Origin of the sequence: Bradyrhizobium sp. CCGB01 (assembly GCF_024199795.1) — a bacterium.
In the GTDB taxonomy this organism is placed as follows: domain Bacteria; phylum Pseudomonadota; class Alphaproteobacteria; order Rhizobiales; family Xanthobacteraceae; genus Bradyrhizobium.
In genome coordinates this window covers 1,851,735-1,874,494 of record NZ_JANADK010000001.1, presented here as the reverse complement: position 1 = coordinate 1,874,494, position 22,760 = coordinate 1,851,735, and the positions used below count along the sequence as shown (strand labels likewise).

The window sequence follows — 22,760 nt, the reverse complement described above, 5'->3', positions numbered from 1 at the left end:
TAGAGAGTATCGGGTAAAGAACCACTCTCCTAGCGGCCGCCGACTAATTCTGGTCGGTGACTTACAGGCCTTCTCTGCGATACAACTTGAAGGCCACCCCGTAGGTTGCCCTCCGGGGAGCACGCTGTCAGCCTTGCGATGCAGGCGGCAGCATGGCCGCCGCCACTTTAGCCTCCTGTGGTGGGACATCGTTGTCAGTATGCCGGCGCCGAGCCACAACGCTGCAAACTTCACTGGCAGCGCGAATGCCTCGTTCGGGATAGCGAATGACGGCATGTGGCACTGACCTGGCTCGTCGTCGGTACGCGCTTCAACTTGAGCCGAGATGTGGATCACACCGATGACGCCGCTGCAAAGAATTTGCAAGTGGTTAAAAAAAACGCAGAAATACAAGGCGAATCACTGCTGGCATGCCGGCTCTCTTGGATTTTGACGATTCTGACTCAATTGAGCTCGACAGCGAAGAACAATAGAGCTCTTTTGCGGCGGTGGCTGAGCGAGGTGGATTGCTACCCCATGCGATCGTTGGCCGCGCTCTGACGTTCCGCGCCTGTTTTGAGTATATCGCGGAGAGCCGATGCTAGTTGGAAGCATTCCGAAGAACTCCTTCGAGATGCTCTTAACCCCGGTTCTGATGCCGCGGAGGAGATGTCCCGGTCCGTGTTGAATTGCGTCGGGCCGGCGTTGCCGGAATGAATGTTACGCGGCCCTCTTGACGTGGGCGATGGGGTTGATCGTCATGCGATTGTGGCGAGCCTGAAGGGCGGCACACAGAACTGACAATTGCTTATGCGCCTTCAATCGTTGGAAGCCCTTGTTGGCCTCGATCATGCCGGCCGCGGCCCATCGCAAGGCCATACCGGCGTCCCGCCGGCATTTGACGTTGCGCGTGACGCGGCGAATGGTGCCCATCATGTTCTCGGCGATGTTGGTACAGGCGAGCGATCGACGAAGCTCCTTCGGCAACTTCAGTCAGGATTTCGTCGAGGCCTTCGAGGACGCTGGCCGCTACGCCGGGCCATTGCTGGTCGAGTCGACGCGCGAGATTGCGGATCAATTTTTCAGCCTTGTCGGCTTCATCGAGCTCCCAGGCCTGACGCAGCACCCGACGGGTGGCGCATGATGCTCTTTCGACAGGCGTTCCACGATGCTGCGCGCTCTGTGGATCTGCAGCGCTGGATCACAGCGGCCGAACGGAGGGTGCGGCGGACGCCTTCGACAAACGCCTTCGCGCCGTCGGCGATGAACAGTCTTGGCACCGTCGGTGGGCAAGCCGGCGCGATACCGATTGTCCAGCAGAGCCTGGACCATTGCGGCATTCTCGGTCGCCCCTTCCGCCAGCGCCAGCGGATGCTTGTTGCCTTCGCCGTCAACCCCAATCGCGGCGACCAGCACGAGATCGTCGCCGAGATGCAGACCGTCGATTTGGACCACCAGAAGGTCGAGCGCGGACAGGTCGGTAGCCATGAAGTCCGTCAGCCGCGCCGCCGACAGCGCTACGAACCTCCGCGAGGCCGCCGACTTCGAATCCCCGATCCGGGCGGTGCCGGCACGTCACCCTCGGACAGCCGGACAGCGCGGCCGAACCGGCGCGTCGACACATTGATCAGCAGATTCATCGCCTAGCGACCGAGCCAATCCTCCTCCGCCGTTTCTCAGCTCGGGATCGTCACCTCGCGGCCGTCCACCCCCGAACCCGCGGGCGCTGGACCTCGATCTTGCCGCCGCGGAAACCGATCCGTCCCAACGATGCGCCCGCCGCGCCGCATCGCGACCGTGGCGCGGCCCTCCGGCCGCCGTCTCATCCGCCTCCATCATCGTGCCGAGCGCCTCGATCCCCGCCGCAAGGCAGAACCGATCGAAGCTCGCCCGCACTTCTGCAAACGCTTCGTCCACAGCCCCGGTCGCCGGCCAAACAGCCGGTGTGATATCTCTCGTCACGGCTTGCTCTACTTGTGGAATCAGCACCCTGCGCCTACCGGCTAAAGGTGGGCAACCCCGACCTCTTCAGAAACTGAACAGAACCCGGGACATCCCCGTGCGAGACGCTTCGCGGACTTCGTCGAGGAGCGCCGCAAAGCGCGGCGGTTGCCGTGTCGAACATGAGGTGCCTCCATAAATCCTATTGTCGCTCGGTTTTTGCCGCCGTCGGGATTCATGTTAAGCTGAGCGCGCGATGAGATAGGCGGCACCAACCGGTCAGCCAAGTTTCAAGCCTAAGCGCGGCCCGATTTCGGTGAACCCGTTGCGCTTGTAGAACTTAAGAGATCGTTGCCACGCTGGTTGCCTGGGCGCGCCCACCTCGAGCCTATTCCAGCCGCGCATCTTGCCATGTGCGATCGCAGCGCCAAGCAGCCGCTCGGCGACGCCGTTCGAGCGATACGCCGGCAAAACGTACAATTCGGTGATCGTCCCAGCTATACCGAGCGTGTAGACGGCGGCGAATTCGATAATCATCATGAGCCCGAGCGGCCCGGCACTCTTTTCTGCAAGAAACCCAAGATAATTACTGCTGTCCGCCAAAAGTGCTCGCGCGCTGTTGATCCTGCGACTTGCATCGGACGGTTCGCCCCTTAGTTCGACCAAAAGTGAATCGACAAAGCGGCCGACGGTTTCTGCATCTGCAGCGGTCACTCTCCTGGTAACGATCTCGTCCATCTTGGGACCCTACCTTTCAGTCGGCAAGTGCGCTCTGCGATGGCGAGCTGTTCGAGCGACATCAGCGACGACCTGATTACGGGCCTGCTCAACCGGCCGGCTACAAGACGGGTAACGGCAACCGCTGGACCCTTGCGCGGGCTGTGGTGCGAGCACCGGTTGATTCCACCATAGCCTCACGCGCGGCACCGGGCATTCGCTTGGACCTACGCTATCGGCATGGAGCCCAAATAACAATGGCTACACCAAGGGCCAAGCTTGCCGCTGCGAAAGCAAGGAAGCCATGCTGGAGCGAGCGCGCGTGCGTGCCACGCGCTTTATGCAAGAGCACTCGGTGAGAAAGTAGCCACTACGTCTCAACTGACGCGGTAAATTTCTGCGCATTCTTCGCGGCCACGGCCATGGCACGAGAGAGCTTGCGCGACTATCTGCCGTTAGCTGCAAATAAACGCCCACAACGCCGGCGACTGCGACAGTGATCTCGCCATCGAGCTGCTCAACTATGATCTCGGCACTCGTTGATTTCGACCTCTGCCATACGCCCGAGATCGTCAAGGTTCTTCACCATCTATGAGCCAACCAAGATTCTACTGACCACCCACCTTGTAACCGAGTTTGTGTCGCCACCCGGTAGGGCGAAAAACATAGGGGGCGCAGTGAGCTATCCTCGCCACGGAAGCAGCGCGTCGAGCGCGACTCGGCGTCGATAGGTCGCGTAGCCGACGCTGTCCCTACCGCGCTCGCGCTGCCGGTGAAGTTAGCAACAACGTGACTCGGCGCTTTGGGGCGTCGCAAGCACGCAAGCGCTGTCCCTATCACGCGCCGCTAACTTCAGTGGCCGGCCTGGCCACCTTGAATGGCAAAGCTGACCACCGGCTCCCGGCGGTGACGGCAGGGCCCCGGGAGCCGCGAAGTTGTATCACGGAAAAGCACTGCAGCGTACCTACCTAGATTGGTGGCCGCCTAATCCAACCGGCTGGTCCTCAACCTTTTGCCAGATTCAGGAGACGTGAATGACCAAACGCGCACGCATTCGCTACGTCAACAAGACGGACAGAAAGAACCCTCACGAAAGATTCTCACATGATGGCGGAGCAAACCCCGACGGAACGCAGTGGAAGCGATCCCTCGATCAGGCTATCCGAGAAGAGCAACGAGTGGGAGTTCTATGTCGAAGAAAACGGCCGCGGAGTTTATGTCGTGGACCACGCACGAGCGGTACAAGTTCATCAAGACGGCGGCGGACGATATTCATCCAAACATTCCTCTATTGCCTGAGTGTCCGCGATATTCAGCAACATCTACTCTTAGCGCGAATGCGGTTTGCTCAAAAGCCGGACGAAACGATATATACAGTTCGTTGCTTTCTCGCCACGCGTCGCGCGGCCCTCGACTTGACGGCGGACTTCTGGTTCTGCAGACGACGAAGAAAGGAGTGCTCTGTATTTCAAATCGGACACGCATGTCCAATTTTCTCCGTATCCGTTGGTTATCATCATGTATCGATCGGCCGTCTTAATTCCCCAGCCGAACTAAGCCTCAACCAATGGCAAGAAAATTGCCATGACCAAGTGCCTTCTCTTCAACCAACTTGCGGCCAACCTTAATGATAGACTCGGCCGCGAGCTGCGTGCGACCCCGAATGCGCTCCGCTGCGGCGCGAGCCGATGCATCTCTTTCGGGCGGCCTTCTCGTCCGAGCGCAACACAACGAGGCTTGACGATTTGATCGTCTCGTGAGGTAAATGAACGTTTTGAGGTCCAAATGATCCGCGAGATTGCTACTGTCATCCCGGCTGTCAGGCTACTGATCGCAAACTACCTGGTACGACGAGGAAACTCCTTGCATGCGACCGGCGGCGCTAAGTTTCCACCATGCCTCCGCCAAACAGACGCAGCCTGGCAAAGCCACTGGACCTCACACTCGTCAAAAATGAGATGGTGAAAGGGCAACGGATTATCGTGAACGCAGCAGCGGGTCCCAGAATGGTCGGCCGACATGGTTTTGTTCTCGGATCTGGCGGAACGCGCTACCGCCTTCGTGTTCTGCTTGACGGATCAAAGCATGAGATAACGCTACACGCGCGTTTTGTGGATGTGCTGAACGAGAACGAGCCCTCCGCTGGCCGCTACAGTCTCGCGTCCGACGCGCCCCTCACCGCCCGCCGCCCAACCGCTGGCCGGCTCCCCCTCTCCAGCCGCGCCTGCGCGGGTTGACAAATGATCTCGCCCTCCATTGGAGTCGTCAGTTTCTCGTCAGGTGAATGCGGCATACGGGAAAACTGAAGCTCGTAAAAAGGACAACCTCTCATCCGGCGGTGGGGGTTACTGGACGAGGATTGCCACGTGATCATCTTCCCATCCATTCCCAATGGTTGGTAGTTGACTGAGGGCCAAAGCAATCGTTGGGCAACATATAGCGCGGTATATCGTTCGTGGCGGGGACTCGATTTGGTTGTGAGTTCCACGTTCGCTCTTGATGCGATTCACGCTGGGGAGTGGTAGGTCACCGATTGGTAGGCTCAGCTTTTTCAACGACTCATGCGATCTCGTTGTCATTCGGGAAGCGCAGGATATGTATGTCCTTGCTCTGATCACCCAAAAAGGCGGAAGCGGCAAGAGCACGCTGGCGGTTGGAATTGCAGTCGCAGCGATGGAGAACGGGGAGCGCGTCGCAATTGTTGAGGCGGATCCACAAGGCACGATTTCAAAATGGAAAGAGCGACGCGGCCACCTCTATCCGCGGGTCGTTCGGATCTCCGATCCCGCCGAAATTGAAGTGGCTCTCGACAGCCTTGAAGCTGAGGGAACCTGGCTTACTGTCATCGATACCGCCGCCACGAACAATGCACTGGCCGTGCTCGCCATCGCGAGGGCCAATCTTTGCCTGATCCCTGTGCGTCCGAGCCTGGCCGACATCGAAGCTGCGATACCGACGCTGATTGCTATTCGTAGGCTCAACCGCCGATTCGCTTTCGTCCTTAATCAGGCGCCGCCGCGGGGTTGCCGCTTGAGTGAAGCTGCAACATCGCTCAATTCGCTCGGGGTGCTTGCGCTTCCCTATGTCGGACAGCGCAATGACCACCAGGACGCGCTTGGGTCAGGATTAGGCGTGACCGAGTTTGCACAAGAGGGAAGAGCCTCGGAGGAAGTTCGTGAGTTGTGGCGCTGGGTCTTGAAGAAGCTTGTCGAGGGGTCGTTAGATCATGAGCCACACACAGAAAAGGCGCCGTGCTAGTCACGCGCGTTGCGCGCGACGCTCGCTAGTGGAGCTTACCGCGGCGGCGAGCCGAGCCGTTGACGATGGCCTGTTTGTGTTGTCCAGCGGGATTGCTGCTTCCAATCCGCGATCGGAGCGCACAGGAGAGAAGACGTGTGATGAAACAACGCTGGCGAGGCAAGCGACGGCTCCGAGTCCCGTTGCTGTGCTTGAATCTCGGAATGCGGCAGCGCTGAAGGACGAACTCCTAAATTCCGACACTACCACTGAGATGATGGTGAAGATTGCCGATCTCGTAGAGGAACGGGCGGGGGGCGAAGCGGCGTCGAAAGACATCGGCTCCGCTCTTGAAAGCAATTTTTTGACCGTTCTCAAAGAAACCGCGACGGAGCTCCGCGCGGATGCGGCCGAGTTGATCGTGCAGAAGGAACTTGCCGATAGCGCGGCGCAGCCGCAATACATGCGGCGGCTTACTGACGAGGCTCTCAGATTGCTGAATGATCTTCAGAACGGCAAGGTGGAGAATCAGGCGAACTTTATCCTGAGCGAATGCTTCAGAGAAGCCGCCATCGCGTTCTCTATAATCAATCAGCAGCTCAAGCGCGACGGTTATGCAGCGAGCATTGATCCATCAATCTTCATCTGGCTTGCCAATATCACGGAACCGGCGACGCGCGACACCGGGACCGTGCGGCTTGAGATCGTAGCCAACCTCCGAGGGTATCCTAGTACGTACGCGCGCCAGGTCGCTCATTTCATCTGGCACCTTGTCGAGGGGCAAGGCTGCCCGCTACAGGCCGCATATCGAGCGGCGCTCACGAAGTTCGCCATAAGCGCGAGTTTCGCCGAGTCGGCCTATGCCTTTTGGCAGCCGGTCTTCAAACGGGCGGGGCCGCACGTGAAGATGCTGACCCGCATTTCAGATTCAGAAATGTAAACCTAAGCAGCGCGAGGTTTTGGCGTCCGAAACTTTCGTCCGAGCCTTGAGCGAAGAAGACGCTTACGTTGGGGCCGCTCCTGCATGGCCCATGATTGCGCTGATAAGGGCCGGAGCGAAGCCGGCTGATTAGCCGGTGCAAACACCGACCAAGTACGAGCTGGTAGTCAATCTGAAAGCCGCCAAGGCGTTCGGCCGCGATCTGCCGGCAACCGAGGCGAGCACGACATCCGCGTCGTCGGCGGCCCGCCGAGATCGTTTCCGGTGGAGCGCCCAAATCGAGGCCTTCGTTTCACAACCCGCGGTTCGCCCGCATGACGTCGTCGATGCCATGACCGACCTGCCGCGGCGTCGGAAACGCCGGCGCGCTCGAAAAGTAGCGCTCATGGATGTCGAGTAGGCACGCTGCGTACATGTGCTTGTAATCGCGCGAAAAAGGCCAGAAAAGCGTCGTCATGCAAATGGGGGAACAAGGACAATGCACGCTGCTCCTTTGACCGACTTCATCCCGAAGGAACGGGCTTACGAGAAAGCACATTGGAGACGCTCGAATGCGCTCTTTCAGCTGAAAAGTCCAACCGAACATACACCTCACCGACAATGAAGATGTTGCTCTTCCTATAAAGCCATTTGCTACGCAACAGCGGGCTTGACGGAATCTAGCGTTGGACTGACATTTTTTGATAGTTTTCACCGCAGTCGATGTGCAAAACTGTCGAAGGGGTTGTCAGCAACGTCGCACGATGCTTCACAACGGCCCCATACGTTGAGCAGAGGAGGCGGCGCCACGATCGGAGTTCGCCGTAAACAGAAATGCAACGATTGTGGATGTCCGACCATTTTTCCTATTATGAGATTTCGCTTAAGCGCCGCGGGCGGAGCTGGTCAGGTCGCTTTTTAGGCACGAAGGCCCGCTGGTGATGTCGGGTTCTAAACGCAGTCGAGCAGCCGCCGGTTATGAAGCGAACAGGATTCTTTTTCTGCTGCTGACCGCACCGGTCTGCTCGCCACAACCAGCTTTGGCCCGAGCCCGTGAGCGGCCGTGCTTGAGGCGCTAGTTGCGATCGCAAGCATGCTCCAGCTCGTATTGATGAATCTATTTGGAGGATGGCGATGACGCAGACCAAGCAGGAGCAACGATCAAGCATCGGCAGTCTTGCATCCAAAACACCCGGTCGATCCAAAGCAAAAAAGCTGACCGCGACGATGAAGCGTCGCGCGCTTAAAGTGCTAAGATCGGAGCGACCAGCTCCATCATCTCAATGAGTCGCCCCTGCGACGGAAACGCGCGCGCGACCGCTGATCGGCGGTCTGCGCTTCACACCAAGATCGCGACTCGCTCGGAGCTCGGCATCAGCCGGCAAAGCCATCGGGATCGAGCACGATATTGTCGTCAGCCCGGTCAAGCTAGCGACATGACGCGATACGGCTTGTGACTGGCTCGAGCGTTTCGACATCTACGGTTTCCAGGTTTGCAGCCCATCGACCTTCTCGATGGATCGCCTGGCGAGTGATAACAGCCGGACGGGATCGTGCTCCCCTGCCCGAAGCTCGGCCTCTGCCTCGAACAGCCTTCGACTGACCGAAAGGGGCTCGATTGCGTTCAGTCGCGCTGACACGCCGGTTCCGGCTGGTCATTGCGAGCTGATCCGGATCGCGAACCGTTTGCGCGGCGACGATGTCGATCGGAAGGTTGAGATCGGTTGCCATTCGCCGCACCACCGCCTATTGCTGAAAATCCTTCTATTCAAAGAACGCGACATCCCGCAGCACCATGTTGAACAACTCGCAGACCACGGTTGAACGCCGCGGAAATGGCCACCTTGAAGAGCTCGCACAAGGGCTGTGCCGCGCACACCCATTCAAAAAAGATATCAACCGAGCTGGACAGAGATTTCTGTCACTTTTGGTGCTCGCCCAGTTCTTCTTCTTTCTGAGGCCATGGCGCAGGGGCTTCCTGCTCCGTCGTACTGGAAGAATCAACGGGGTTCGGCACTGTTGGTTTTCGCCTGCCAATGGCGGGGCAATACAAGGGACTTGCACGAACCATGCTCAAGGCTTTGCGTGCCAAGGCAATCCTTATCCTGCATCGGAAGCCGTTAGTCCAACCGGACTTGTACTTTGTTGTAACTTTTACCCAGTGCTTGCCCCGGTGCATTGAATTATGTTCAGAAGGATGGCTCTGGCTAGGGCCTGGCAACGTTTTAGAGCATCGACTCGCAGCACGGCGCCGTGGCCAACCTCCGCCGCTTGCGCTCAGCGTCGTTCACCGCCTTGAGCCGGTCCCTGATGTATTCGGAGACTTCGCCGATCTCAGCCCGCAAGTCGGGCTCCGAAATACCCCGCTCCCCAGCGGCCTCGACAAGATATCGGCTGAGTTCCGCCACATCCTGCGACGCGCCGGGAGTCCTGTACTGCTCGACGGCTTGAATGCTGTTCTCGGTTCAGAAGTCGATAAACTCGCGAGCCGCGCTCACGTATTCCCCCAACGCCCCCTAGAACCAGCGTTAACGCCAGTCGGCAAAAAGAACAGGGAAAGCCCGCCCCAGCGTACGCTGGAGCGGGCTTGATGGGCGGGCTATGACTGGCGGCCGAGAACTCCTGCCCAGCGCAGCTTATACGCCGAGCGGAATAGCCCGTTCGCTCGCTGGCCGACCTGCTAGGCGAGCTCAACCCAAGGTGGCGCGTTGGCCATGTGGGATTTCATAAATGCGCTTAGTGCCGCGCTTTGCTCGCTCAACTCCGGGCCGATTTCCAAGACAAAGCGGCTCGCGACAGAAGCAGCGTGACTCGGAGTCGGAGGATCGCGTAGCCCGACGCTGTCCGTACCGCGCTCGCGCTGTCAGTGAAGTTAGTGACGACATGACTCGGCGCTTTGTCCTTCCCTATAACGCGCTGTCCCTATCACGGTTCGCTAACTTTGGTTGCCGCCCTGCCGCCTGCCTAGCAAAGCTGACCAGCGCGGCGCGCGCGGATGGCAGTCCATGAGCGACTCCTCCAAGCTGTATAGTGAAAGGTCCCCCGCACCTACCAGGATTGGTGGCCGCCTAATCCAACCATTGATCTATGCTGGGCCTTCGGGACTTTCAGATTTAGGAGAGACTAGAATGGTTAAACGCGCACGCATTCGCTGCGTCAGCAAGACGGACAAAAAGAACCCTCACGAAAGAATCACACATGTTGGAGGAGCAAACCCCGACGGGACGCCGTGGAAGCGATCCATCGATCAGGCTATCAAAGATATCGAGAGCGACGAATGGGAGTTTTACGTCGAAGAAAACGGCCGCAGGGTCGAGGTGGTGTGGGCCACGCACGAGGGGCACAAGTACATCAAGACGATGGCGGACGACATTCAACCTGACAATCTTCTTTTACTCGCTGAGTGTTTGTGATTCTCAATAACATCTACCCTTGGCGCGAATGAGGTCTGCACAAGACGCCGCGAATGCGTCGGCCTTGGGGCGTTACCTTCTCTCCCTTGGCAGCGCGGTCTTCGATTTGCTCGTGGACTTCGGGCGGCGTTGACGGCGCAGCAAGAGCGTAGAGAGCGGTTGGGGCCAAATTTCCAATGGTTGGAAGTTTGGTGCCATAAACATTTGCAACATTGATGAAGTTGCCGGCCGCGCTCTTTGCCATCCCAAAATCTGCATCGATCCAAGGCAGGAAAATTGCCGTGTCCGAGCGGCTTCTTCTGCTCAATCAATTCACGGCCGACTTCAATGATAGCTCGGCAGCCAGCCGCATCGCCGCGTCTGCGGGATTGACAAATGATCTCGCCATCCATTGGAGTCGTCAGCCTGTCGTCAGGTCGATGCGGCATACGGGGACAACTGAAGCTCGTAAAAAAAGGTACGAAATCCGGGGATCTGAAAGCGGAGATCGCCGTTATTCGTCTTCTCCCCCGTCATCCTCAGGCCTTGGGTCCAATTCCACGATTTCCGCTTCATCGACAAAGGTGCTGGTGATGCCGGCGGTCGCAAGAACAGCCGTTGTGGCGGCAGTAAAAATTGGCATTGACCTCTCCGTTGGAAGTTAATCGCTAGCCGGCCGGTTCGCCGACTTCATCAGCTGCGCCCGCAGCCCGAGCGCAACGTCGCCGGTTCGCGGCCAGAGCCGATCAAGGCCGAGGCCTGCCATCGCAGCGGGCGCGCTGCAAATTTGCTGCGTGCAAGCGCCACGGCCAATCGGATGCGGATGTCCTGACTGTGAGGGTCGCACATCCCTGGCCTGAATAGTTCGACCGCCTCAGGCGCCACGTGCACGCTGTGGCTCCGCTTGTTTCTTTTCAATCGCTCTGGCATCAGCGAGGCTCGCCGAAATTCGCGCAGGGCCATGGCATGAAGTGTGCACCATTCGGGTACCTCGCAGTAAAGTCCTCTAGAAATGTGGTGCAGTACAAATCCTAACGAGCGCGCCCATCGTCCCGAGCGTGTGGCCCGGAAGCGGAACCAGCACCAAGGTGGCGTCTCCGAACAGATCTTTCTCGCCGTTTACGAGTTCTATGGGCTGTCCGTAATCCCAAGTCGACTTTGAGATATCCTGCGGTGTCGGCGCCAGGCGCCCTCGCCGCTTCAATCTCCTTGGCATGAGCGAAAATCGTCGCCTTGCGAAAGAACTGATTGCAGCCGCAATGGTCCGGATGAAAGTGTGAGTTGATGACGATGTCGACGTCGTCCGACCCGAGGCCCGTGCAAGCCAGGCTCGGCACCAGTGTCTGGTTCGCGCCCATCATCGGCCTCATGACCTTTGCGAGCTGACCCCAACGCCCCTGCGCATCGGTGACGACGGACGGATGACATCCAGTGTGGAACAACACGTTACCCTGCTTGTGCCGGATCAACGCGCTGCTAACTGGAAGATCGATCGTCTCGTTCCGCTCTGCGTCGGCGACAAAGATGCTCTTTTTCATCCAGACGTCCGGCGGCGAGAAAATTCAGCTTGATAGCTTTCTCTCCAAGCGCTTCGTAGCGGCGCCGCGGATCGCCGCCAGTATGTTCTGGTAGCCAGTGCAGCGGCAAAGATTTCCGGAAAGACCCTCCCGGATGTCCTCGTCGGTCGCGAGAGGATACTTTCCAAGCAAGTCCTAGCCGGTCATCAACATGCCGGGCGTGCAGTGGCCGCACTGGAGCCCGTGAGCTCCGGAGCCTGTTCGTCAAGCGTCAGGGCGACGCGCTCTCGCTCAGCTTCCTTCAAGCGCAGCGGAGTGTCCGCGACGCACATTACCGCGATACGCGCGTCTCGAGGCTTTGAGCCCGAGCGACGAACGGAAAGAGCGATGCTTGCTAGCGCGAAATCGCCGAAGCGCCGCGCGACCTCCTCGAAGGCCCAACCATCGTGATCGAGGATCGGGAATTTAACTTCCACGACGATTTCGTTTGGCTCCAAACAACTCGTCAGAGCATCGATGAAGAACTCTTCCGCGGCGACGGTCCGGGACCCATTTGGTCCTCGAATGGAGATCCTTGCATCGTAGAATGCCGATAGCATCGGCAGTTCGGCGGCCCGATCAGCATGGGACAAGCTGCCGCCGATCGCACCGCGATTGCGTATAGCCAGATGAGCCACGTGCCGCATCGCGGCCGCCATGACGGGAAGCCTTTAACAACGAGCGGTGAACGTTCAAGATCGCAATGTAGGTGATGTCCATCGCCGAGACCTGGTTGGGACGCGTGATCTCCATGCCGCGCAGTAGATAGGGATAGATCTTGTGGCCGGGCTCAGGTGGGGTGGTGTGCGGACAGCGGTAGAGCGCCTCTATCATCCCCATCCGCCGCATGAGCGTTTTGACATGCCGGCGGCCGATCTTGCACCCCTCGGCAGCCAGCAGGCCTCGCAGCATTCGCGAGCCGGCGAAGGGAAACTCCAGATGCAGCCGGTCGAGCCTTTGCATCAGCGCGTGGTCTTTGGGCGGCACTGGGCGCGGCAGATAGTAGACGCTGCCGCGGCTGATGTTCAGAGCTTCCGCCTGCTTGCTGATCGGCAGATCGTGTTCACGGTCGATCATCATTTTGCTCTCAGCAATCCCGCCTTGGGTGAGCGCTCCTTCTAAAAAATCGTTCTCCAGCGTCAACTCGCCGATCTTGGCGTGCAGCGACTTCACGTCGATCATGGGCTCGGCGAGCCGGCTCCCGCTGCCTGGACCGAACATATCGGCAGCGCCGCCTTCCATGATGTGATCTGATTGGAGTGGACGTCGAACTGCTCCGCCAGTTGCGCCAGCGTCCGGTCACCCTTGACAGCGGCAAGCGCCACCTTCGCCTTGAAGACGGGAGTGTGGTTCCGCCGTGCTCGTCTGCTCATCGTCTCTCCTGATTCGCCGGCCAATCTTGCCCGCCGTCAGGCAGAAACTCCACTTATCGTGCTGTTCAGATTTCCCGAGCAGCGACAATAATTCGAATTACGTCGCGGACGATCTGGCCAAGTGGCTCGATCAGAAGGGCATGCAGCACGTTCGTGGTGCTCTGTACCACCCCAGACCCAGGGAATGATTGAGCGCTGGCATCAGACCCTGAAGAACAGCATTCTGCTCGACAATTACTACCTGCCTGGCGATCTCGTGGCAAGTACGCGCCTTCGTCGAGCACTACAATCATGTCTGCTATTGTGAGAGCACCGACAACCTAATACCTGCAGATGTCTGCTGCTGCGATTTTTTCTCCGTTTGCTCGCCACCAGGAATTAACAGGAAGTTATTCGGCATTGGTAGTATACCCATGAAACGCATTTCCTATAATGCTCCGCCAACTTTGTGGACAGCATTGTCCTGGGTACTACGCCGAGCGGCGAGCCCGGAACAACGACAGCCGGAACAATACAGCCGGAACACCGACAGCTCGGGGCGACATTGTGTCGCCCAGACGCACTACCAGTATTGGTCGGTCCCTTATTTCAATAAGTCGGTATACTCACTACCTTCAACGGGGGCTGCCTGTGACCTACACTATTACCTGTCATCGAACGGAGTACGGCCGGAAGTATTTCTCCATACAAAGGTCCACCGCGAGAGAAGCCCTATCCAAAGCAGAGATTCTTGAGATGTCGGACGTACAAATCGACTACATTGATACTCCCGCGGACGGACGTGTTGACATGCGAACGCTCCGGACGTTGGCTGAGAGGGAGCGCGACTAGCAGGCTGATGAAGAACTCAGCCACGTTCGCAAACGAGGCTTGAATCGTCGCCATTGTAGATGTAGAAGTGGCCGACGAATCTGCCCGCGGTGCCGATCATAACCCATCCGCGACCGCAGACGGGGTCATTTTCGTCGTGCCCTTCCCATGAGAACTCGACGCAGGCCGATCTGTCGCGAATGCCGTAGCGCACGTCCAGGAAGCCCTTGAGGGCCGAAGGCGATTTCGCCATCGGACTTGCCCCGGAAGGTGAGATGCGCCTCTTCGACAGATTGAGGAAGTCGCTGTCCTCGCGCCTCGGGATCTAGGTGATGTCCATCGCCGAGACCTGGTTGGGACGCGTGATCTCCATGCCGCGCAGTAGATAGGGATAGATCTTGTGGCCGGGCTCAGGTGGGGTGGTGTGCGGACAGCGGTAGAGCGCCTCTATCCCCATCCGCCGCATGAGCGTTTTGACATGCCGGCGGCCGATCTTGCACCCCTCGGCAGCCAGCAGGCCTCGCAGCATTCGCGAGCCGGCGAAGGGAAACTCCAGATGCAGCCGGTCGAGCCTTTGCATCAGCGCGTGGTCTTTGGGCGGCACTGGGCGCGGCAGATAGTAGACGCTGCCGCGGCTGATGTTCAGAGCTTCCGCCTGCTTGCTGATCGGCAGATCGTGTTCACGGTCGATCATCATTTTGCTCTCAGCAATCCCGCCTTGGGTGAGCGCTCCTTCTAAAAAATCGTTCTCCAGCGTCAACTCGCCGATCTTGGCGTGCAGCGACTTCACGTCGATCATGGGCTCGGCGAGCCGGCTCCCGCTGCCTGGACCGAACATATCGGCAGCGCCGCCTTCCATGATGTGATCTGATTGGAGTGGACGTCGAACTGCTCCGCCAGTTGCGCCAGCGTCCGGTCACCCTTGACAGCGGCAAGCGCCACCTTCGCCTTGAAGACGGGAGTATGGTTCCGCCGTGCTCGTCTGCTCATCGTCTCTCCTGATTCGCCGGCCAATCTTGCCCGCCGTCAGGCAGAAACTCCACTTATCGTGCTGTTCAGATTTCCCGAGCCGACTCTGGCCCCACTTTTGCTTACTTTTGGTTCGCTGACGGGCAGGTCTCAGGTGGAGATTAGAATGTTTGAGTTGTCGAAGGTAAAAGTACTTGCGCTGCCTTTTGCGGTAATGATTGCGTTATTCCCAGCATCTGCGAAAGCGCCGATCTGGAGTTCGAGCGATCAATACGGCAATTTTTCCCTTAATGGCTATTCCTGGAACAACGACGTGTATGGTCAAGGTGCTGGGCCTCAAACGATCTCGGTCCATTCGGTCAATCAATGGAGCGTGTGGTCGAACCAACCTGATACCGGCGGCATCAAGAGCTATCCCCACGAGGCTTTCAATGTTGGGAAACCGCTGAGCGCGATCAACAACCTGAGTTCAAGCTTCAATCAGAGCGTCCCGAGTAGCGGCCGCTGGAACTTCGCCTACGATATCTGGGACAGCTCAAATGCCTACGAAATAATGCTTTGGACCAATTACACCGGGAATCCCGATGGAAGCGGCGATGTTAAGCCCATTTCTTACAAGTATAATTCGTCAGGGACTGCCGCGATCCCAGTCCACACAAGCGTCAATGTGGGCGGAGCGACTTGGAACGTGTTTGAAGGCTGGAACAAACATAAGGTTATCTCGTTCCTGCGCACTTCCAAGTCCAACAGCGAGACCGTGGATATCAAGAGTATCCTGCAATGGATAAAGTCGGCGGGATATTTTGGGGACATAACCGTCGGCAGCGTCCAATACGGCGTTGAGATCACCTCGTCCGCCGGCGGCCGAAGGTTTGACGTCAACCATTGGGCCGTGATCTCAAAGTGACTACTTGGGATCGTCGATGAGGTGATCGTCGGCCCGAACGGTAGGCCTTTTTGGGTCGTTTGCAGCAAGACGGCCCCTTAATTACCTCCGGCTCGGCGTTGGCATACGGAGTTCAGATCGTCCTCAAGCGTGGCGGCTCCATCTGGGCTGACAGTTGGGCTCGCACTGGTATTCATGGTCGGCTCCTTGAGAGTTGAACAATCGACCTCGACCACGGCGCCCACCGCCGTCAGGGATTCGACGCTTGCGCTTGTCCACGCTCTATCCGTTGAATAGTGCGCACGTTCAAGCCGCTCGGTGGGCCAATTGCGCTTCTCCACTCTCCCTCTGGCGCTTACGTCTGGAAACGGCCCAAAAGCTTCGACTGCAGGTGGGCGAGCGCGTCACTCAGCCTTGCCGCTTCTTCGAATCGGGTTTCCTGGTGCGGAGGGCGCGAGCCAGGATCGACCATGATGGCCTCGGCAGCTTCCGAGAGTCGGCGTAGCGGCGTCCTGAGCCATTGAGCGGCGCACAGGAGCAGCACCAGAGCGACGACGGCGCCCGCACCGAGAATGAACCAGAACGCATGGATCAATTCTCGGGTTGACGCCATCGCGTCGTCGGCGTTCTGTCGGACCAGAAGAGACCAGCCGAAGCTTGGAAGATCTGCAAAACCAACACTCGGAACGATCACGGTGAAATAGTCTTTTCCGTCGGGCCATCGCTCGCTCGGGAACGCGCTGGTGACGCGGCTGGCCGCGAACGCTGAGCCGACGCTTAGCCGCTTGTTGACGACATCGGTCGGGCCAAACAGGACAGTTCGGTCCCGCGATAGCAGCAGCACATCGATTCCAGGCGCCTGCAACGCGGCCATGCCCTCCTCCACCCATTTCCAGTTGAGGTGCGCTCCGATCACGCCGGCGACGGACCCATCATGCCGCAAGGGTGCGGCCAGATCGACGAAGCGATAGGGTTCAGCGGATACAGGCAAGAGGCTTGCCAGGAGTTGGGCCTCGTGCACATCGACTGCAGTTGGCGCATCAAGACCACGCCTGAACCATGGCCTCTGCGCAACACTTGCGCCCTCGAGCATCCCGTCCCTGGCCGCCAGTACCTTGCCCTCAAGATCGGCTATGCCGAGCCAGGCGTATCGGCCATCCAAACGGCTCAGGAATTTGATGTGCTCACGGGCATTTGCCAGATCGGTGGGGTCGATCAGGTCGGCCATACGTGCCACGTCCATCCAAACGCCATAGAGGCGTCGCGCCAGCAGGTTCGCGCTCAGTTCGCCGCGGGTCGCCAACTTCTCCACCTGCAATTCCTCGCCGCGCCGCTCCAACGACGCGGTGTACAGTGTCGCGGTCACCATGGCCGGCGCCAGCATCAACGTTGCGCCGCCAAAGAACACAAGCGTGCGCAAGCTCAGTCGTCTTTTCGCCATCACGCCTCCTCAACGAGTTAGAGCCCGAGCCAATTCGCGGATAATGCGAACGATGTCCCCGCGATCGGTTCCCGGAAGAGCTCGGGCGGTGTGGAGCTTTTCGATGATTTGGGGTCGCTGCTCAATGCTCGGCGAAAACTTTAACCGGTAGCCGTCACGAGTTGGCGCAAGAACACGCACATCGAGGTCGCCAATACCTGGGATCGTCAAATTGCCTGTCGCCCCGACGGAAAGGCCGAATGGTCCGCTGATGCGAGCGCCTTCCGGCCCGAGATTCACGAGCCAGCCACGGTGCCGATCGTCTCCGATCTTCAGCGTGATCGGTTCAAGCACCTGGCGCTGTGGTCGATTATATCGGGGGCGCTCAATGCACGCTGCGATCGCCACCACCAAGACGAGGACATTGTAGACTGTCCAGAACAGAACGATGGCGACGCCGTCGCCGGCTGTCGACGAGGTATTGAAGACGAAATCGGAATTCAGCGGCACGATCAAGCCGCCAACGGTCAATCCAAACAGGATCAGAAACGGTCGCATCAATGACCATTGGACAACTACCCTCGTTCTATCGCCGCCCTTGGCCGTCACCGAAAATCTATGCGGTCCTCTCGTCAAGAGGCCGAGCGCCGCGGCCCGACAGATTGGCCAAGCGGCAATCAGCTGGGCTGTTTCGTTGACGATGGGGATAAACAGCCCCTTAGAGAGCCAGTTCAAGGCCACCAGGACCATGACGTAGTACGGGACATAGTACCTGATGATATCGACGAGCGAGGCATTTACGATCGTAATACCGAGCCACCAGTACAGGAGTGGACAAATCAAACTTGCCAACCGGAAGGGAAAGGTGGTCAACCAATAGAGCAGGGAATCGATGAGACTCATCCGGTGCATCAAACCCAGTCGATTGGAGCCGAATGGATTGTAGGAATTGCGCGCAATCTGCATCAGGCCGAGGCACCAGCGGCCGCGCTGGACGATGTATTCCTTGAGGCCCTCAGGAGCCAACCCCTCGGTCAGCGGCTCGTTTAGATAGACGGTTTGCCATCCGTTTTCCGCGAGCTTGAGCGTGAGCAGGAAGTCCTCGGTCACGCTTTGCGTTGGAAGCAGGCCGATTTGTTGGATTGCTCGTACCCTCAGCACGGATGAGGTACCGCAGCAGATCGCGATTCCCCAGGCATCCCGCGCCGGCTCCACGTTATCAAAGAAGTGTCGTTGCTCATCCGGGTACCCGGCGGTAATGCCGAGGTTGTGCTGGATCGGGTCCGGGTTGAAGAAATGTTGAGGCGTTTGGACCAGGCCGACGCGCGAATCGTGAAACAGCGCCACTGTGCGGTCGATGAAATCGACATGTGGAACGAAATCCGCATCAAGGATGGCGACAAAATCCGGTCGATCCGGGTCCTGGGCACGCGCAGCGAGCGCGTGGTTGATGTTTCCCGCCTTGGCATGTGCGTTGTCGGACCGCACGATGTATCCGACAGAGTGCCGCTCGCAGGCCTGTCGCAGCCAGTCCCTGCGGCCATCGTCAAGCACAAAGACGCGAAGCTTCGGAAAGCGCACCGCCTTGGCGCCGATAATCGTTCGTTCGAGGATTTCGAGCGACTCATTGTAAGTCGCGATGAAGATGTCCACGCTTGGTGCCTCTCCAGGCAGCCACCATCCGGCGTGCTGGTCAGCCTCCGCGGTGCGTTCCTTAACGCGTGAAAGGATTACAAAGGCGACGGACGAGGACAGGACCGTCATACTCTCGAGCGCGGCGAAGAGCCAACTGACCAATGCGTCCGCAGTCCAGTCAAGTGGCACCAGTGTCTCGGTGAACCGCCATATCACGTAACGCCAAGAGAGAGTTGCCGCCAGGCCGAGCAGAAGGGCACGCCAGTACCATCGGCTCGGGTCAAGCAGCGGGAGGACGGTCAGGCGAAGTCCGATGATGATGGCGGCTCCCGCCAAGGAGGCCAGCAGAGGCGACAGCATAAGCATTAGAAGCCATAACGCGTGAGAAAACGGCGGAATTGGGCGATCGGGCCGCTCGAGAATACAACACGTCCGGTGCGACCGACGGCGCAGCCAAGATCCGGCTGCTGCGCGAGGCCCGGGACCGTTACCGTTACGTCAAAGCGCTGCAGATGCTGCGGACTCGGACCCACGGCAAGGTTTGCGTAGAGCGGTGACGCGGCGGATCCGCCGAGCCGGGTGATGGTTCCATCGAAAATTCGTTCGTCGCCGAACAGCCGAAACTGAACCGTCGCGCCGACAGAGAGGCTGTCATAAAGCGATTCGGATACGCCCGAGGTGACCACAAGGCTATTGCAGTCGACGAGCTTGACCAGGTCTTGCCCACGCCGTGCGTACGCGCCATCATCCACCAGGATATCCCAGACGAGGCCCGGGACCCGGGCATTAAGCGCCGCGGACGTCAGGCGATTGACGCGCAGACGCTCGGCGTCGATTTGCCGATCGAATTGAGCGATGCGCCCTCTAATCTGCTGCTCGTCGACATTCAGTTCCGCCAGGCGCTGATCGAGTTCCCGAATGCGCTGCATCGAGAAAGGGGCATCGTTATAGGACTCGCCGATGAAGACCCCGGTGCGGGCTGAGGTGAGTTCCGTCTCGAAATAGTTGACGCGCTGTTGCGCACTCTCCACGTCTTGCTGCGCGACATCGAACTTCGCGCGCGCCCGATCGAGGCTTGCAGCCGTCTGAACGCCGCGATTGTTCAGTTCATTGGCGCGCTTGAATTCCGCATCTGCCTCGCGCAGGCGCGCGACTGCCGCATCCTGGGTCGCCCTCGTCTCGGCGATCCGCGCCTCGATCTGCCGAATTCTGCCGCGCTGGTAGTCGGTTGACTGCGCGTCAAATCCGGCTCTCGCTTGCGATAGTGCGTCACGCTGACCAGCAATGCGCTTGAGTTCGCTCCGTTGATTGTCCCGGTCGCGCTCAAGATCAAGAAGCCGAGCGGTATCGAAGCGCTCGTCGGCCACTTCAGCCGCAAGTTCCCCGGCGTTAATGCGTCCCCCAATGCTCTTGACGGCTAGGGTGACCCGGCCTTCGATGGGCGCACGCACGACGTAAAGTCGAGCATTTACTGTGGCATCTGCCGAAGTTCCAGCGAAGTGCTCGCCGATGATGACGTACAATCCGCCGACGAGGAGAACCAAGCCGATGGCCACACGCGCGAGCTTCATGAGAAAATTCCCACCGCATTCCAAGCCTTTTATGGAGCAACTTAGAGGCGAATTTACGGAAGCGAGAGAGCAAGAAACCTCACCCTGAAGTTGCTCACTATTGAGTGGTCACGATTTGACAAGAGACAGTCCAGTATGCCCTCGAAGCAGTAGGTTTTTCACAACATCGTCCGGGCGCCGTTTCTCGCGAGCTACCCGGAGGGAGTAGAGCGTGGTGGTCCTTTGTTCATACTCGGCCGATTGTTTAGCGCGTTGTAAACTATGGCTGCGTTTTGAGCTGGTCCAATATTGTCGAGCCGTGGCTGGACGACTTCGGAGCAGAATTTCTCCGGGAACTGCCACTTCAATAACTCCGAAGAAGTCCTTGGAGCCGGCAGCAGGAGAGTGGCTTGATATTCCAGAAACCCAATTGAATTGCGCGGTGCAGGCTCCGCCGATTCTGCAACGCCATATGCTGCGGAAGCGAAGGGCGGCCAGCTCGGGCACTGAGCGTGCCGCCGTTCGCGTTTCTCATCCCTCGGCTGCAATCGTGGGCATTCGATATCTCCCAACCTGAGTAAAGATTCACAACGTGCGACGTGGTTCTCTGCTCAGTTCCGATCATCAACTCTTCGGAAGGTAGCACAACCTCCAACATCTCCACGCCTACCTTCTTTGGTAGCGCTTGTGAAATCGCTGGGCATCGATCTCGACCGGTTCACAGCGGCATTCGACCGTAACTTCTACGCATCCAGGAATGTGAGCCGTGGTGTCTTCGACAAGGAAAACTCGAGCGAAGACAAGCCCGTCACGGGCGATCCGTTCTGGATGGGGGGGTGACGAGCAGCTGCGCAATCTACTGAACGCCCGCCCGCTAAAAGCCTTCATCGCTCCATTCGCGGAAGCGGACAAGCGGCTCTTGTTGCCTTCCATGAGGCGCCTATCGATTGTCTCAAGCGGATCGCTTTGGATGCCAAGGAGAGCGCTCGCGCCAGGACCAGCTACCGAGAATACCTCATCATGCACGCCAGCCTGCGCGAGAGGGCTGCGCAGGTATTTCCAAAGACGTTTCAACGATCTCTTCGCGTCAAATTCCGACACGGTGTCGGCGCTGACTGCAATGAACACCGGTTTCCGGGCTTCGATGGCTCTAGAGCACCTTCGGTCCCGGCTGTACGACTCAAATGACGGAGCCACGGTGCGTCGCGGTCCGAAGACCATTCAACAAGCGATCCGCGCGATCACCCCGCACCGCTGCTTTCCCTTCATCTGCGCACCCGTCGAACAGTCGGCGGCGCCAATAGGAGCGGCCTTGTCGTCCAGAAGCGGCCCACGTCCCGCGGCTGGGATCAGCAGGCCGTAAGCTGCATTCAGGTGTTCGAGCCCATCACGTTCAGCCTACCCGCTCCGCTGACGGTCGGCGTGTCGTGTGCGTTTCAGCAGATGGTCCCAGCTGCTGCGAGTTGTTACGGTCTGTGGGGCGCTCGAAAACGCACTATCGGAAGACGAGCAAATCATGAGCCCGTTGAGGGAAGGATTCTGCGTATTACCGATTCATCCGTTTGCCTGCCGCCCTCCGGTAGCGCCGCCGCAACAATAGCCCGTTACTGGTTCGGCTCCGAACCAACACGCGTGATGAGCAACACGCGTAAGCGTCAGCACACTTTGATGGACGAGGTTCCTGTAGACCATTTGAGGCCTCCTTCGTGTGGAACTGCACCAGCACACCTAACCAGTTAGCCGCCTGCCAAACCTTGTAGGTTCCTGGAGCAACGAGGTCGGTCGGCAAGCGCTTCAATTGCGATGCTGGCATGCAACTTGCTGCGCTATGATGACATCACCGAATTCCGTTCACCCGCCCCGGTGATGTAGGGTGGGGCTCGCCTCAGGCGGCTCCGCTAAAAATGCATGTTGGTGTGTTGCGTGATGAAACCACATGTTCGAGCTGCTGCGGCAGCAACCGCATTTGCGCACGGCCTTCGTCGCGATGTTGTGAGCGTCTACGAGCATGAAACGCGCCGCTACAGCAGGACTAGCGTCTCTGTACGCGAGAATAACGCGAACGGATTCGACTACGATCACAACTGTCGCTTCAGCGGCTCGTTACCTAGCTTGCAGCACTGTGGAACGGGGGCGCGCTTGCAGCTCGCTCCGAAGCGCCTCGGAGTGTACATCGGCTTCGATCACGATACCGCATCCTACTTTACGGTGAAGATCAGCTGCAATCGTACCTGCATGTTCGATTGCCGGGAAGGAATCCACTTTACGTTCACTTTGTGGTCTTGATTAACGGAGAGCAGGAATGAAGACGGGCCAAGTCACCTACTGGATAGGATTCGCGAGCGCGATTACGGTTCATTCGATGTGACGACGGTA

15 protein-coding genes and 6 pseudogenes are annotated in these 22,760 nt (G+C 58.6%); 9 read left to right on the top strand and 12 right to left on the bottom strand.

Features of this window, described 5'->3' with window-relative positions; genetic code table 11:
* Positions 1-699 precede the first annotated feature (699 nt).
* Positions 700-1,941 (bottom strand): annotated as a pseudogene (locus tag NLM25_RS08475) (IS256 family transposase).
* Between the two features lie 258 nt (positions 1,942-2,199).
* On the bottom strand, positions 2,200-2,658 hold the full coding sequence (locus NLM25_RS08470; RefSeq protein WP_254116438.1) for a GNAT family N-acetyltransferase: 459 nt from the start codon (positions 2,656-2,658) through the stop codon (positions 2,200-2,202).
* A gap of 2,574 nt (positions 2,659-5,232) precedes the next feature.
* On the opposite strand from NLM25_RS08470, the gene NLM25_RS08465 reads away from it, so the two are divergent.
* From NLM25_RS08465 to NLM25_RS08450, 4 genes are all read left to right on the top strand, one after another.
* Positions 5,233-5,895 (top strand): ParA family protein, encoded by a 663-nt coding sequence (locus NLM25_RS08465; RefSeq protein WP_254116437.1) that lies wholly within the window; start codon positions 5,233-5,235, stop codon positions 5,893-5,895.
* Positions 5,896-5,923: 28 nt separating this feature from the next.
* Positions 5,924-6,814, top strand: a complete 891-nt coding sequence (locus NLM25_RS08460) for a hypothetical protein (RefSeq protein ID WP_254136634.1) — start codon at positions 5,924-5,926, stop codon at positions 6,812-6,814.
* A gap of 136 nt (positions 6,815-6,950) precedes the next feature.
* Positions 6,951-7,214 (top strand): hypothetical protein, encoded by a 264-nt coding sequence (locus NLM25_RS08455; RefSeq protein WP_254136633.1) that lies wholly within the window; start codon positions 6,951-6,953, stop codon positions 7,212-7,214.
* 713 nt (positions 7,215-7,927) lie between these two features.
* On the top strand, positions 7,928-8,080 hold the full coding sequence (locus NLM25_RS08450) for a hypothetical protein (RefSeq protein ID WP_254116434.1): 153 nt from the start codon (positions 7,928-7,930) through the stop codon (positions 8,078-8,080).
* Positions 8,081-8,221: 141 nt separating this feature from the next.
* Here the strand turns inward: NLM25_RS08450 and NLM25_RS44045 are convergent, their stop codons facing one another.
* Entirely contained in the window at positions 8,222-8,524 is a 303-nt protein-coding gene (locus NLM25_RS44045) for a pantoate--beta-alanine ligase (RefSeq protein ID WP_305887431.1), read from the bottom strand.
* A 1,397-nt stretch (positions 8,525-9,921) separates the two neighbouring features.
* Between NLM25_RS44045 and NLM25_RS08445 the strand changes: the two genes are divergently transcribed.
* Positions 9,922-10,206 carry a DUF3892 domain-containing protein gene (locus tag NLM25_RS08445; protein WP_254116432.1) on the top strand — a complete coding sequence of 95 codons (285 nt, stop codon included), beginning with the start codon at positions 9,922-9,924 and terminating at the stop codon, positions 10,204-10,206.
* Positions 10,207-10,421: 215 nt separating this feature from the next.
* Entirely contained in the window at positions 10,422-10,850 is a 429-nt protein-coding gene (locus NLM25_RS08440; protein ID WP_254136632.1) for a hypothetical protein, read from the top strand.
* A gap of 366 nt (positions 10,851-11,216) precedes the next feature.
* Here NLM25_RS08440 and NLM25_RS44360 read toward each other — a convergent pair whose 3' ends face one another.
* The 4 genes and pseudogenes from NLM25_RS44360 to NLM25_RS08425 all read right to left on the bottom strand — a co-directional run.
* The gene (locus NLM25_RS44360) at positions 11,217-11,723 is read right to left on the bottom strand and encodes an MBL fold metallo-hydrolase (protein WP_375167819.1); all 507 of its coding nucleotides are present in this window, start codon (positions 11,721-11,723) and stop codon (positions 11,217-11,219) included.
* A gap of 24 nt (positions 11,724-11,747) precedes the next feature.
* Positions 11,748-11,948, bottom strand: a pseudogene (locus tag NLM25_RS08435) ((2Fe-2S)-binding protein); the annotation flags it as partial.
* Positions 11,909-12,388, bottom strand: a complete 480-nt coding sequence (locus NLM25_RS08430) for a xanthine dehydrogenase family protein subunit M (RefSeq protein ID WP_254124177.1) — start codon at positions 12,386-12,388, stop codon at positions 11,909-11,911. The pseudogene NLM25_RS08435 and the gene NLM25_RS08430, both read right to left, overlap by 40 nt.
* A gap of 55 nt (positions 12,389-12,443) precedes the next feature.
* Positions 12,444-13,114, bottom strand: a pseudogene (locus tag NLM25_RS08425) (IS3 family transposase); the annotation flags it as partial.
* Between the two features lie 80 nt (positions 13,115-13,194).
* On the opposite strand from NLM25_RS08425, the pseudogene NLM25_RS08420 reads away from it, so the two are divergent.
* Positions 13,195-13,452 (top strand): annotated as a pseudogene (locus NLM25_RS08420) (integrase core domain-containing protein); the annotation flags it as partial.
* 509 nt (positions 13,453-13,961) lie between these two features.
* Here the strand turns inward: NLM25_RS08420 and NLM25_RS08415 are convergent.
* Both NLM25_RS08415 and NLM25_RS08410 read right to left on the bottom strand, forming a co-directional pair.
* Positions 13,962-14,214, bottom strand: a pseudogene (locus NLM25_RS08415) (hypothetical protein); the annotation flags it as partial.
* Between the two features lie 38 nt (positions 14,215-14,252).
* Positions 14,253-14,914, bottom strand: a pseudogene (locus tag NLM25_RS08410) (IS3 family transposase); the annotation flags it as partial.
* 145 nt (positions 14,915-15,059) lie between these two features.
* Between NLM25_RS08410 and NLM25_RS08405 the strand changes: the two are divergent.
* The gene (locus NLM25_RS08405) at positions 15,060-15,800 is read left to right on the top strand and encodes a glycosyl hydrolase (RefSeq protein ID WP_254116429.1); all 741 of its coding nucleotides are present in this window, start codon (positions 15,060-15,062) and stop codon (positions 15,798-15,800) included.
* A gap of 334 nt (positions 15,801-16,134) precedes the next feature.
* Here the strand turns inward: NLM25_RS08405 and NLM25_RS08400 are convergent, their stop codons facing one another.
* From NLM25_RS08400 to NLM25_RS08390, 3 genes are read right to left on the bottom strand one after another with little or no spacing between them, the layout of a single operon-like run.
* Positions 16,135-17,220 carry a cache domain-containing protein gene (locus tag NLM25_RS08400; RefSeq protein ID WP_254116428.1) on the bottom strand — a complete coding sequence of 362 codons (1,086 nt, stop codon included), beginning with the start codon at positions 17,218-17,220 and terminating at the stop codon, positions 16,135-16,137.
* Positions 17,221-17,229: 9 nt separating this feature from the next.
* A complete protein-coding gene (locus NLM25_RS08395) occupies positions 17,230-19,194 on the bottom strand; it encodes a glycosyltransferase (protein WP_254136631.1) in 1,965 nt (654 codons plus the stop codon).
* 5 nt (positions 19,195-19,199) lie between these two features.
* Complete coding sequence (locus NLM25_RS08390; protein WP_254116426.1) at positions 19,200-20,405, bottom strand: HlyD family secretion protein; 1,206 nt, start codon at positions 20,403-20,405, stop codon at positions 19,200-19,202.
* Between the two features lie 666 nt (positions 20,406-21,071).
* Between NLM25_RS08390 and NLM25_RS08385 the strand changes: the two genes are divergently transcribed.
* Positions 21,072-21,224, top strand: coding sequence for a hypothetical protein (locus NLM25_RS08385; RefSeq protein ID WP_254116425.1), 153 nt, complete (start codon positions 21,072-21,074; stop codon positions 21,222-21,224).
* Positions 21,225-22,760: the final 1,536 nt, after the last annotated feature.

Excerpts from the sequence above, each read along its gene's own strand:
- NLM25_RS08470 (WP_254116438.1), bottom strand. The coding sequence starts at position 2,658 with ATGGACGAGATCGTTACCAGGAGAGTGACCGCTGCAGATGCAGAAACC.
- NLM25_RS08465 (WP_254116437.1), top strand. The coding sequence starts at position 5,233 with ATGTATGTCCTTGCTCTGATCACCCAAAAAGGCGGAAGCGGCAAGAGC.
- NLM25_RS08450 (WP_254116434.1), top strand. The coding sequence starts at position 7,928 with ATGACGCAGACCAAGCAGGAGCAACGATCAAGCATCGGCAGTCTTGCA.
- NLM25_RS44045 (WP_305887431.1), bottom strand. The coding sequence starts at position 8,524 with ATGGCAACCGATCTCAACCTTCCGATCGACATCGTCGCCGCGCAAACG.
- NLM25_RS08445 (WP_254116432.1), top strand. The coding sequence starts at position 9,922 with ATGGTTAAACGCGCACGCATTCGCTGCGTCAGCAAGACGGACAAAAAG.
- NLM25_RS08440 (WP_254136632.1), top strand. The coding sequence starts at position 10,422 with ATGAAGTTGCCGGCCGCGCTCTTTGCCATCCCAAAATCTGCATCGATC.
- NLM25_RS44360 (WP_375167819.1), bottom strand. The coding sequence starts at position 11,723 with ATGAAAAAGAGCATCTTTGTCGCCGACGCAGAGCGGAACGAGACGATC.
- NLM25_RS08430 (WP_254124177.1), bottom strand. The coding sequence starts at position 12,388 with ATGCGGCACGTGGCTCATCTGGCTATACGCAATCGCGGTGCGATCGGC.
- NLM25_RS08405 (WP_254116429.1), top strand. The coding sequence starts at position 15,060 with ATGTTTGAGTTGTCGAAGGTAAAAGTACTTGCGCTGCCTTTTGCGGTA.
- NLM25_RS08400 (WP_254116428.1), bottom strand. The coding sequence starts at position 17,220 with ATGGCGAAAAGACGACTGAGCTTGCGCACGCTTGTGTTCTTTGGCGGC.
- NLM25_RS08395 (WP_254136631.1), bottom strand. The coding sequence starts at position 19,194 with ATGCTGTCGCCTCTGCTGGCCTCCTTGGCGGGAGCCGCCATCATCATC.
- NLM25_RS08390 (WP_254116426.1), bottom strand. The coding sequence starts at position 20,405 with ATGAAGCTCGCGCGTGTGGCCATCGGCTTGGTTCTCCTCGTCGGCGGA.